Origin of the sequence: Aeromonas sp. s2, assembly GCF_040907935.1 — a bacterium.
In the GTDB taxonomy this organism is placed as follows: Bacteria; Pseudomonadota; Gammaproteobacteria; order Enterobacterales; family Aeromonadaceae; genus Aeromonas; species Aeromonas dhakensis.
In genome coordinates this window covers 1-12,097 of sequence record NZ_JBFOCR010000016.1, presented here as the reverse complement: position 1 = coordinate 12,097, position 12,097 = coordinate 1, and the positions used below count along the sequence as shown (strand labels likewise).

At 49.7% G+C, this 12,097-nt stretch carries 7 protein-coding genes, 3 tRNA genes and 1 pseudogene; 8 read left to right on the top strand and 3 right to left on the bottom strand.

Annotation, left to right across the window (positions count from 1 at the left end):
- Positions 1-104: 104 nt before the first annotated feature.
- Positions 105-180, bottom strand: a tRNA-Asn gene (locus AB5Y81_RS13450).
- Between the two features lie 2 nt (positions 181-182).
- Positions 183-258 (bottom strand) — tRNA-Asn (locus tag AB5Y81_RS13445).
- A gap of 494 nt (positions 259-752) precedes the next feature.
- Here AB5Y81_RS13445 and dauA point away from each other — a divergent pair.
- From dauA to AB5Y81_RS13405, 8 genes are all read left to right on the top strand, one after another.
- Positions 753-2,549 carry a C4-dicarboxylic acid transporter DauA gene (gene dauA, locus AB5Y81_RS13440; protein WP_193556027.1) on the top strand — a complete coding sequence of 599 codons (1,797 nt, stop codon included), beginning with the start codon at positions 753-755 and terminating at the stop codon, positions 2,547-2,549.
- Between the two features lie 272 nt (positions 2,550-2,821).
- Positions 2,822-2,909: transfer RNA gene (locus AB5Y81_RS13435), tRNA-Ser, on the top strand.
- A 91-nt stretch (positions 2,910-3,000) separates the two neighbouring features.
- The gene (locus AB5Y81_RS13430) at positions 3,001-4,389 is read left to right on the top strand and encodes a site-specific integrase (RefSeq protein ID WP_102948322.1); all 1,389 of its coding nucleotides are present in this window, start codon (positions 3,001-3,003) and stop codon (positions 4,387-4,389) included.
- Positions 4,390-4,633: 244 nt separating this feature from the next.
- Complete coding sequence (locus AB5Y81_RS13425; protein WP_199763661.1) at positions 4,634-5,806, top strand: tyrosine-type recombinase/integrase; 1,173 nt, start codon at positions 4,634-4,636, stop codon at positions 5,804-5,806.
- A 198-nt stretch (positions 5,807-6,004) separates the two neighbouring features.
- Positions 6,005-6,970 (top strand): site-specific integrase, encoded by a 966-nt coding sequence (locus AB5Y81_RS13420; protein ID WP_274450019.1) that lies wholly within the window; start codon positions 6,005-6,007, stop codon positions 6,968-6,970.
- Positions 6,971-7,532: 562 nt separating this feature from the next.
- Positions 7,533-7,790, top strand: a complete 258-nt coding sequence (locus AB5Y81_RS13415) for a hypothetical protein (RefSeq protein ID WP_017783779.1) — start codon at positions 7,533-7,535, stop codon at positions 7,788-7,790.
- 175 nt (positions 7,791-7,965) lie between these two features.
- On the top strand, positions 7,966-9,321 hold the full coding sequence (locus AB5Y81_RS13410) for a virulence-associated E family protein (RefSeq protein ID WP_252657012.1): 1,356 nt from the start codon (positions 7,966-7,968) through the stop codon (positions 9,319-9,321).
- A gap of 1,837 nt (positions 9,322-11,158) precedes the next feature.
- Entirely contained in the window at positions 11,159-11,821 is a 663-nt protein-coding gene (locus tag AB5Y81_RS13405; protein ID WP_368146690.1) for a hypothetical protein, read from the top strand.
- Between the two features lie 151 nt (positions 11,822-11,972).
- Here AB5Y81_RS13405 and AB5Y81_RS13400 read toward each other — a convergent pair.
- Positions 11,973-12,097: pseudogene (locus tag AB5Y81_RS13400) on the bottom strand (IS1595 family transposase); the annotation flags it as partial.

The window sequence follows — 12,097 nt, the reverse complement described above, 5'->3', positions numbered from 1 at the left end:
CCGGGCTGAGGCCGTTCGGTGAAAGTACAAGCCACGGTAGCCTGTATGGCAGCTTCGAACGTTGGATACGAAAAAGCCCAGCCATAAGGCTGGGCTTTCGAATGTGGCTCCCTCGACAGGACTTGAACCTGTGACATACGGATTAACAGTCCGCCGTTCTACCGACTGAACTACGAGGGAATTGGCTCCTCCTACTGGACTTGAACCAGTGACATACGGATTAACAGTCCGCCGTTCTACCGACTGAACTAAGGAGGAATTGCCTGTCTCGTCGAGACGGTGCGGATATTAATGGCCCGTCCGCCGGGTGTCAACCCGCGATCCGCTGCAAAAAGGGGATTTCGGACCGTTTGCCCAAAACTTGGTCGCTGCGGACTATTTTCAGCACAATCAGCAGTTTGGAGAGAGTCTCGCAGGCTCGCCGAGGGGGAAGCAGCCGAGTAAGGAGGGAGGTAGACGAAATGCATTGGTTGCCGGGACAGGATGAGGGAGGGGCGAGCGCCGGCACCGTATCCGACGGGCAGATATAAAGAGGGGGAGGGCGCGCGACCAGGATAAGGAAGGGGGAAATTGGTTAGCAGGCGAAGTGAGTGTGCTGCGTAATGGTGAGAAAAGTGGTCGATATGCTGACTATCACCGGCAATATTGCGTGGTAACGGCCATTCATTGATCCCGCCCATCGAAATATTTCATCGGCTGGGGTATGGTTGGTCAGGATACCATCGCCGTGTCGACAGCTCTGCCGGCCCTTGATGATGATCGGGCGCCGGTTCAATCCGGCCTTTATCTCCCTCTTCTGGTATTACGAATACATGCACAACCAAGCACCTTTGCAAAGCGTGAAGCTGGCCATTGCTTTACGCCAATCCTGTATTGACGAACCCTACAGCGTTCCCCGCTTCGGCCGCGACCTGATCGCCGGCATCACGGTCGGCATCATCGCCATTCCGCTGGCCATGGCGCTGGCCATTGCCAGTGGTGTGCCGCCCCAGCACGGTCTCTATACCGCCATCATCGCCGGTATCGTCATCGCCGTGACCGGTGGCTCCCGCTTCTCCATCTCGGGACCGACCGCCGCCTTCGTGGTGATCCTCTATCCGGTGGCCCAGCAGTTCGGCGTGGGTGGCCTGTTGATGGCGACCCTGATCTCGGGCTTCTTCCTGGTGGCCATGGGGGTGGCCCGGCTCGGGCGCCTCATCGAGTACATTCCGCCTTCGGTGACCCTGGGCTTTACCGGTGGTATCGCCATCGTGATCGCCACCTTGCAGATCAAAGACTTCTTCGGCCTGCAGGTGCCCGAGATGCCGGAAACCTATATTGGCAAAGTCGAGGCGCTGGCCCATGCCCTGCCCAGCTGGCAGTGGGGGGATACGCTGGTGGGGGTTGCGACCCTGGCGGTGCTGCTGCTCTGGCCGCGCCTGCGTCTGCCGGTGCCAGGTCACCTGCCCGCCGTGCTGGTAGGGGTGGGCCTTGGCTTTGGCCTGCATCAGTTCGGGGTGGACGTCGCCACCATCGGCAGCAAGTTCAGCTATACCCTGGCCGACGGCAGCCAGGGCATGGGGATCCCGCCCATCGCGCCGACCTTGGTGATGCCCTGGGCCCTGCCGGGGCCGGATGGTTCGCCGGTGGAGTGGAACCTGGCCGCCATCGAGCGCCTGCTGCCCGCGGCTTTCTCCATGGCGATGCTGGGGGCCATCGAATCCCTGCTCTGCGCCGTGGTGCTGGACGGCATGACAGGTCGCAAGCACAGCTCCAACGCCGAGCTGGTGGGGCAGGGGCTTGGCAACATAGTCGCCCCCTTCTTTGGCGGCATCACCGCCACCGCTGCCATTGCCCGTTCCGCCGCCAACGTGCGGGCCGGGGCAACCTCTCCTATCTCCGGCATCGTGCATGCACTGGTGGTGTTGGCGGCCATCCTGGTGCTGGCGCCCTGGCTCTCCTGGCTGCCGCTCTCGGCCATGGCGGCCCTGCTGCTCATCGTCGCCTGGAACATGAGCGAGGCACACAAGGTGGTGGAGCTCATTCGCCGCGCCCCCAGATCCGACGTGCTGGTGCTGCTGGTCTGCCTGTCGCTGACCGTGATCTTCGACATGGTCATCGCCATCACTTTCGGGGTGATCCTCGCCTCCCTGCTCTTTATGCGCGAGATTGCCAAGATGACCAAGCTGCACAATCTGGCGGATCACAAACGCTACGCCCAGGAAGTGCCTGAGCAGGCGCTGCTCTACAAGGTCAACGGCCCGCTGTTCTTCGCAGCCGCCGAGCGGGTGTTCGGCGAGCTGGTGGCCCAGGTCAAGGGACACAAGCTGCTGGTGCTGCAGATGGAGGCGGTCTCCATTCTGGACGCAGGTGGCCTCTCCGCCTTCCTGCAGTTTGAAAAGCAGATGGCCAAGGCAGGGGTGCAGTTGCGGGTGGCCGAGCTGCAGTTCCAGCCGCTCAAGACCCTGGCGCGCGCCAAGGTGCGTCCGGTGCCCGGTCAGCTGGAATTCTACGGCTCGCTGGAAGAGGCACTCAAAGGCGAGCATTTGCACGAAGCGGCTGGAAATTGATTGAAAGGGATACGAAACGGCATGTTTTTAGTCACTTGGTTCGGATAATGAGCAAACGAACGCAAAAAGTGAAAAATTGCATTGACCGCATGCCGTCGTATCCCGTACATTACGCCCCGTTCCAGCGCAACGGCGCAACGAACGAGGTGCTGGCTGAGCACATTAAACAACAGACCAAAATTTGGTGAGGTGACCGAGAGGCTGCTCACCGACGAAGTCGGCAAGATGCACGCGCAGCGTGCTCCGAAAGCCACTTCAAGAAGTAAAAATTTGGTGAGGTGTCCGAGTGGCTGAAGGAGCACGCCTGGAAAGTGTGTATACGGCAACGTATCGAGGGTTCGAATCCCTCCCTCACCGCCAAATTGAGTGTGAATCAACCCCATGAATTTCATGGGGTTTTTTCGTTTCTGGAGGAGCGAAAAGGCCAGTGTCACTATGAGGTGTCACGATCATGCCGAGCTACCTGCTGAAAAACCGAAACGGAAACTACTACACCCGCATTCCGTTTCCCCAATCCCTCCGCCTGTTAGGCTGCCCCCTAGAGATCCGAGTCTCCCTGCTCACCAAGGATCGCAGTGAAGCCACGCTACGCAATCTGGTTGCAGCACATGGCATCAAGATAATGATGGGCAGATTACCCGCTCTCTTGAGGACTGACAGCCATCAGCCGACGACCCGTTTTCGAGACCTTATCGCGCCGGATCTGGCTCGCTTACGCCAACAACTGCTTTCCTCTGCTAACGGGCTTATTCAGTCGTCCCCACTTCCTTATAGTCAGCCCGATGACGTGTCAGCAGCATCCTGCTGCGACTCTCCAATGAGGGCATCGCAGTTACAGCCGTCTCTTGAGCCGATGCAGCACCTTGATCCGGTTACAGTGCCCAAGGCAATGGGCCAGTTGCAGGCTGAGTTTCTGGAGCGCAAATCGAATGAAAAAATCTCATCACGTTCGCTCCAGCAGCTCCAGACTCGTACAACAGCACTTATCAACGCTGTGGGTGGTGGCTTCTTCGTACAGGCTTTGAAATTCAGGCATGTAGATCAGTTTGTTCAGGAGCTGGCGACCAGTAAGGGACTGAAGACTGTGCGTGAATACAAGGCGGCCTGTACCCAGATGCTGAATTTTGCTGTGCAGATGGAATATACGGCCAAAAATCCATTTGATCAGGTCAAAATAAAATGTGCGCAGCCTACCCCACGACAGCGCTGGGAGCCCACCCAGCTCAGGGCATTGTTCAGCTCGGTAAACTTCACCCAGCACGCTTACAGCAACGTCGATGACTATTGGATACCCCTGGTACTACTACACACTGGCGCACGGCCTGCGGAGATCTGTCAGCTACGTGTCAGTGATGTGATGACCCAGGACAATATCGCTTGCCTCAACATTACCGACGAGGGAGAGGCGCAGTCGATCAAAAACGGCAACAGCAGGCGACTCGTACCCATCCATAGCAGGTTGATTGCGCTGGGATTCCTGCATTATGTCGAATTACGACGTAGGCAGGGCCATGTGCAGCTATTCAGTTGTACGGCTACAGGGGAGTTTGGCGAATGGACCAAAAATTTCGAGTGCCGCTTCTCCCGCTACCTGGGGAAACTGGGATTTGTGGCGGGGCAACGACCTACCGCCTATGGGTTCCGTCACACCGTTATTGATGAGCTGCAACAGCGTGATACACCCGAACATGCGGTGGCAGACCTGGCAGGGCATAGCAAAATTGGTTTTACCTATCGCCATTATGGAAAAAAATCCACAGTGCAGCGTTTGCAGGCTGTAGTAGAACAATTAGATTTTTCTGATGCGCTTAAATTTGTTCTCCCTCACCGTCCAGAATAAGATTATTAAATAATATAAATAATTTCATCTGGACTATTTATATTGTTTTTTCTGGTGATGAATGACGCACATTAGGAATATCTAATAACCCGTCTTAAATTCCACTGAAATATTAGTAAAAATGGATATTGACAAGCCTGAAAAAATGTGATTTTGCATGTTGACATGTCGTTTTGATGCGGTTAGTCTCACTGCAAATGACATGAGGATGGAGTTAATGGCGTATAGAAAAAACAGGATGGCAATGACGATTGAAGTGGCACTAAAAAATAATGTTCTTATTATGAAGCCGGCATATGCGCCAGCTACATTTAAGGCTTTTCGTCGCAAATCTGAACAGCTGAATAAATGGATTGGTAGGCAGATTATCTCTGATGTGACCGCAACCGACATGGGCCTCTTTTTGGCTAGGTTGCATCAGGAATATAGTAACAAAACTGTAAATCACTATCTCTCAATCTTGCGGCAGATATTCACTCGGGCTGTGGACGATAGGCTGATTGCCATGAGTCCGATACAAAATATAAAAACGTGTAAAACATCTTCCAACGATCCCGATCCATTTTTACAGCATGAGATCCAGGCTCTGAGGAGTTGCGAGGAGCATTACCCGATTGAGGTGGCATTAATCACCCTGGGAATCGGTACTGGGCTGCGAATTAGCGAACTCATGGCTCTTACTGTCGAGTCAATTGATCTGAATAAGCAGCAGCTGTTTATCGATTTAGCGCTGGTGGATAAGGAATTTAAAATCCCAAAAACCAGGGAGTCAAAACGGGTCATTGAACTGTGTGGCTGGACTCTGAGCGCAGCCAAAACACTGGTTGAGTATGCCCATCAAAGACAACCTCAGTTAATTACTGTATTACAAGCGGACAATAAAAAATCTTTACAGATGTATAGAACCTTATTGGCGTATTCGCAGGAAGAAGATCGGCCCTATGTCTCTGTTGACGATTTTCGGGAGGCATTTTTTAGGCCCTATTGTGAACGAGTAGCTGTACGCTATCGAGGGCCTAGCCAATTCCGCCACACCTATGCGAGTCAGATGCTCACTGCGGGCGTCTCTGTAGAGCGGATTGCCCGTAAAATGGGGCTAACCAGTACCGCCATGATATATAGGCACTACGGGAAATGGATTGTAGAGGATGCACCTGATTATGATGCCGTTGAGGATACTGTGCTGGACCGCTGTTTTAATGGTTTTACGAAACTGGAACCAGCTACGATAGCTAAATCCGACGAGTCTCATCAGTGTTATGGTTCAGACACTGCGTCTATAGACGATAGTGATTCGAGAATACACGATATTTCCGTTAATAGCTCATCTACATTACATATGGATGATAGGCGGATGGCAGCTATACATAAATTGAGCCAGCGATGGGGAGTAGACAAAAACAATATATTCTTATAGGTCAAGTGGTTTTATTTAACTAACAACAAATCCACGATATAATACTGTATGCAATAATTCAATTATTGTAGTGATACCGTTCACTATCATTTTACGATAAACGTTACGTGAGGTGTTATCCTATATGGCTGGCGCTCATAACTGTTGCGTTAAGATAATAGATTTTAAATAGGGGCCGAAAAGAGCCCTAGGAGATATATGACTACCAAAAAGACTGAGTTTGAGTATACGAAGCTGGCTGAATTTTTTTACCAACGCCTTGAAAATAGGGCGATACCACTCACGGCAAAAAACATTTCTAATGAATTGCTAGCCTGTGCACCAGATTACCGACCAGGGTATTGGCGGAGACTGCGATGTGCTCTGGCATATCACCAGAATATGCTGGGCTATGTTGATGCTGCCGAGCGTATTCGGAGGGCGAAAAACCCTGTGACTGCACATGGTAGTAATTTATCAAAAAAATCCAGACAGCCCCGCGCGAGGGCGATCAATCAGGCAGATGAGGATGCTCTGAAATCATATTTTAACCAGCGTGGTGACATTAGTATGGTTTCTGCCATCCTCATTTTTAAAAATGCAGGTATTAGACCCGCAGAGCTTTCAGGTCTGAGAGTGGATGGAAATCGGCTTATTGTGACGGGCGCTAAAAAAAGCCATAGCGGACAACGGGGGGCAGACCGCACTTTACTGTTGGATGGCATCGATTCTGGCCTGCTCAGATATTGTGTCATGCAGGCGCAACGAGTAGACATTGGTGTGATGCAGGACAGGCTGCGGGCTGCTGGTAAAAAACTATGGCCTAGGCGTAGGGCTCTACCCACATTTTATAGCTGGCGTCACCAGCTCGGCTCTGAGCTCAAAGGTTCCGGAATGGACCGCCAACGTATTGCATATTTGATGGGCCATCAGGCCACTGGCTCTGTTGACCGTTATGGCAATAGGAAATTGGCTAGAGGTGGGCGACTGCCTAGCTGCCCTGCTGATGCCGATTTAAGCGGAATTCGTATGACTCACAGTCAGCTATCAGCGGATAATACACATTATATCAAGCCTGAGTCTCCAGTAATAAATCAGGTCAATAATACCTCAGTGCGGAACCGAGGGATGGCAGCAGTGATATTCAGACGAAAAAATGAATCCAGTGAAAATGATTTATCTTAATTCAAGTAGGTCGGGTTATGAATTAATTCATTAGTATATCGAGATTAAAATTAGAAGGGGGTGACAATAAAAATATAGTAAGTAAGTCCGACCGCCACACACGTAAGTGCGAGGCGTGAGACTACGTAAGTACGGGCTTCTTTAACCATACTTACGCGCACAAAAGTGCGTAAGTATGGGGATGTGGTGAGAGTAGCGAACCCGTAACCCCCGTAGTGAGCTTGCGAACGCAGTGGGGTGGAGAATCCCTTTTTATGGATGGCATGGAGCGGGAAATGTGGAATGACTTAGGAACCTGATATATGTGTCCAGGTGGAGTCTGACGAAGGAGGAACAACCTTGATACATATATTGGTGACGGGGCATCCATATTTATTGCGCAATGCCATTTATAAAAACTGTTAAGATGATTATTTATTTTTACACAAAACGCAGTCATGACATCGCTTGATGCTGATCAATCGAGGGCGTTTAGATAACAACCAATATCTAACCAGCAGAATTTATGACAACCGAAAAGGCACAATATTTTTTAACTAAATAGAGGAAATAGAGAAAATAGATGAAAATTCTGAACGAAATTTTGGCTCTCATTGTAGAGCACCCGCGCACCGGATCTAGCAGGGTGCTGGCTGCTGCGTTGGCATCGGCATGTAACACTCACTACGCAGTGTCATTGCTCGATGTGTCTGCGAGGCTTGATGAAAATAGCATGCGGCTGGTTGCGCGTCTTGCTCGGATCACTCAGGAACCCGATTATTCGAACGACGCACAGGATCAGGCGCTCCAACGCCTGCGGGCGCTCGGGCTCATTTGCTGATCGAGGACAGACGGGCTAATACCGCCATTATTGGTTGCACAATACCATTCATAAAAACCGCTAGATTTAATTGAGTGTGTGGTTAATATGTTTGCTGCTCACGAAATTAAAAAGTAGAAAATGACAAGGGCTTCTATATAACAACAATCAGGCGATAAAGCCGAGGACTATAAAAATGAATAATAATGAAAATACTACAGCGGGGCATGATATTCCGTCAAATGATGGTCAGAACGACGGCATTGCCACACAACAGGTTCAACAAGCTGTCAGGTCGGTGATGCAGGGTGAACTGCTGACTCTGCCGGACATGGGTCCTACTGGCCGCCCTATCAAAACCAGTGCAAATCTGTGCGCCCTCATTCGATTTCAGGCATGGTTGCCGCGCTACAACCTGATGACGGGTGAGCCGGAACTGGCGGGTGCTGATGGTGAGCGCCTGGGGGGCTCTGAGGCGGGCCAGCGATCTGCGCTGGTTGATGCCTGCCAGCTGGCAGGTGTGCCGGATGCCGTGATTGAGGAGCACCTGATCGCAATTTGTGAGCGCCACAGTTATCACCCTGTGCGTCAGTGGCTCGAACGTGGGGCACCGTGGGATGGGAAACCGCGCATCGATTCGGTGATTGCTACCCTCAATACCGCTAATCCCGCCTATGCTGGTGCCGTGTTGCATGCATGGCTGGTTGGGTGTGTTGCTGCGCTGTATCACCCACGCTGGCATTCAAAACTGGTGCCGGTGCTGGCGGGCGGGCAGTCCCTCCGTAAATCCGCATGGATTAGCCGTCTGGCTGCCGTGGTGCCAGGTTCAACCCTGGATTGCTCCATCAATCCAGACAGACCTGATGATGTTCGTCGCGCTGTGTCAGCGTGGATTGTGGAACTGGCTGAGTTGGAAAGTACGACGAAGCATGAGGCTGGCTCGCTCAAAGCTTTTCTGACAAGGGAGAGTGACTGTTTCCGCCTGCCCTATGCCCGTAGCATGACCACTAAAAAGCGCCAGACCGCATTTATCGCCACGGTTAACGGCTCGGATTTTCTCAGAGACACGACAGGTAACGCTCGATTTGCGGTTATCGAGCTAGCCGCTGCGGCTGATGTTGATCGCCTGAATGCGATCCTAGGCTGGAGCTGGAATGCAGGCCGACTATCCTTGGATGATCCTGAGCAACTGCGCCAGTTCTGGCTGGAAGTTATGGCCCATTATGAGTCTGGTTCGACGTGGTTTCTGGATGATGCGACTGCTGCACTGGCCGCCTCTGTAAACGATGCCCACACCGATAAGGGGGCGTACTATGAGGTTATTTACCATCGCCACTTATCGTGCCCGCTGCCCTCAACTGAGTGGTTCACTGCAAGCGAGCTTTGTGCCCGCCATGGAGAGAAGCTGAGCATGGCGAGCAACTGGGGTAAGGCGCTCAGGCTGCTCGCGAGCGAGGGCAAGATCCAGAGCCGTAGGGAGCGTTCTAATCGGACTGAGTACCAGCTTCCAGTCGATAGCCCCAAAGAGAAGAGCAAAGCCGACAAGGCGTGATTCTAAAGCCCTGCCGATAAGGCGGGGCTTTTTTTGCCTGTCTGTTGGGCAGGTGATTAAGTGGTTAAGTACGGGTTAAGTGCAATGTCGCTTGCTTAACCAGCCTCAAATCCGCGCCATTACTGGCCTACAGTGGGTTTTGGTTAATTGATTAAGTGATTTATATATAAAGTCACTGAGTAAGCCTTGATAAGGGCCCCTCCAGCACGCACAGCACTTTATAGCAACTTCACCTAACCGCTTAACCACCATTACATCAAACGCAGTCATGGCAAGGGTTTGAGGGTGATTAGGAGGAGATTGACTCACTTAACCAGTACCTAACCACAACAGCAATTACACCGGATTAGATTACCGATCACCATCACAACTCGGCAGGCGAATTAGGACCTAGAGGCTGTAAAACGCGAACTGGGGAGACTCTGATTTTCTTATTGCCGTTGAATGCTCAACGGCAGATTAGCCATATCAACCCCTCAGTGCCCTTGATGGTGATTATCAGCCAGCACGATCCATGGCAAGCAGCAGAATCGACTCATTGACAATATTAGCTTTAGTCGTGATATGGCTCACATTCATGGTGGTAACACCATGGTAATTTTGAAAAAATCATGAAAAGGCGCCCAAATGACCACGGCAATACTGAGCCCACTGACAGTGCAGTCAGTCGGGTGCGGTAGCTATCCCAATGCGTAGCAGAGCTACAACAAGCCGGACAGAATAACTCGAATGAGTCGCAAACCTGGAGCTCATTGGGGCAGATCTAACGGTTTGACGCCGGTATAGCTTTACTAGCATGAGTGCAATAGGAAATCCGGCAAGACTCGGCCTGTTTCCTTGCCTTGCCTTGCCTTGCCGCGCCCAGGGTCGTACATGCGGAATACGCTGAATGTGAATCTTTCCAAGGTTACCTGAGTAAGATGAATTAAAGATGAAAGTTATGAACGAAATTTTGGCAATTATATAAGAACATCCGCAGACCAAATCCAGCGGGGTGCTGGCAGCCGCGCTGGCATCTGCTTGCAACACAGGCTACGCAGTATCACTGCTAGATGTGTCTGCTAGCCTTGACGATAACGGTAAAAGATTGGTTGACCGGCTTGCTCGCATTACTCAGGAGCTTGATTACTCGAACGGTGCGCAGGATGAGGCTCTCCAGCAGCTCCGGGCACTCGGGTTCATCCACTGATCGAGGAAAGACGGCCAAATGCCGCCATTATCGGCGGCATTTTCTACCTGATTACCCATGACTAGGAAGCAAGGTGTCCGCATTAGTATATATTTTTTAGTCAAATAAGATTTTCTGTTCAGTGTTTGTTGCTTGATGAGATTGAATATTGAGCAATTATCATCGTTTAGTAATATCTAGCGGATACAATTATGCTCGATTTATAAACAAAGAATTATACGTTTCTGCTCAAGAAAACTCACGCTTTTGCCCTGGATTAGGAAGGTGTGGCATTATTAGAATCAGCTGTTTAGTCATTAAGTTTTTTACTTTGTTGTGAGGGGTGCGAGATGGGTTTTTCGAGAATAAATAATGGACATCATATTGATGTTGATAGTGGTGTTGAATATCAATCCACTTGGTGCTTTTGTAAAAACAACAATATTGAATTAAATGATCTGTTAGTGTTGTCAACAGCTAAGCGCAGTGGAGTTTCTCATTATAAATCATGCCCTATCGAGTTTGAAAGGGCGCGGAAAATATATGGAGACTTTGTTTATATGTACCCAGTAGAGTGGCTTGAGGAATCTTTTTTGACAAGAAATAGGTAGCGAACGACCTAATAGGGATAGCTGTTATATTGATAGTTCTTTAAAAGAAGAGTACGTTATGAGAATCTTTTTTATAGGTGCAACACTGCTTGTTTCTGGTTGTACTATACCACCCCAAACACAAACTGGCATGCCAGATGTTAACGATAATCCATGTTTTAATAGATTATTTGATAGATATAGCTCGCGAATGACATCTAATAAGACAAATTATAAGATGATTGATACATTAGAAGATATAAAAATGTGTTCAGCAAACCTTTCTGGTGGCGCAAAGGCCTATTTGCTTTATGACCCCAAAGCCCCCATCTACTGGCATGATTATACGAGATCTTATGAAAGTGAATATATCATGAGGACTAGCTTGGAACAAAATTATGTAAAGTGGAAAAAGAAACAATCTGATAAGTTATGTACTGCTGACATTTCTTGTATGACAAAAAAGAAGTATGAAGAGGAAGCTCGCTTGAGGCAGGTAGCGAAAACCGAAAAAATCTTGGAGGAACGAAAAAGTAAACAAATGAAACAATGTCTACCATACGCCAATGATCTATCTAGTAAGATATCATCTCTTTATAACCCAAGGGTTCAGACTGCTTCAGGAAATGATTTTATTCTTTTTTGTTTAATTAAATTCGACCAAAAAACTATATATGGCACACTTCCTAAAATAATGTCGTTGACAATTAATACGGCTAATGGAGCTTATGAATATCAATAATGACTAATAGATTTTTATTGAAATGTTTAAGGCTGTACCATCAAGTACAGCCATGCATTTATTTACAATACAGTATCTATACTTTAATAACACGTTATATAAAAATAACTTTTGGTTTTGTCTAATACTAAGAGTGCTTTCTGTTACCTGATTACCCATGACCCTCAGCCAGCTTCAAGAACCGATATGGCATCGGAGGGCTTGCCACGACTGCATGCCCCAATTCAACCAACATGCTCTTGAGGTCAAAACGATGATTAAACCGGAAGCAGTATT

Coding starts and splice junctions, on each gene's coding strand:
- AB5Y81_RS13415 (WP_017783779.1), top strand. CDS start 7,533: ATGAAAATTCTGAACGAAATTTTGGCTCTCATTGTAGAGCACCCGCGC.
- AB5Y81_RS13425 (WP_199763661.1), top strand. CDS start 4,634: ATGACGATTGAAGTGGCACTAAAAAATAATGTTCTTATTATGAAGCCG.
- AB5Y81_RS13410 (WP_252657012.1), top strand. CDS start 7,966: ATGAATAATAATGAAAATACTACAGCGGGGCATGATATTCCGTCAAAT.
- AB5Y81_RS13430 (WP_102948322.1), top strand. CDS start 3,001: ATGCCGAGCTACCTGCTGAAAAACCGAAACGGAAACTACTACACCCGC.
- AB5Y81_RS13405 (WP_368146690.1), top strand. CDS start 11,159: ATGAGAATCTTTTTTATAGGTGCAACACTGCTTGTTTCTGGTTGTACT.
- AB5Y81_RS13420 (WP_274450019.1), top strand. CDS start 6,005: ATGACTACCAAAAAGACTGAGTTTGAGTATACGAAGCTGGCTGAATTT.
- dauA (WP_193556027.1), top strand. CDS start 753: ATGATGATCGGGCGCCGGTTCAATCCGGCCTTTATCTCCCTCTTCTGG.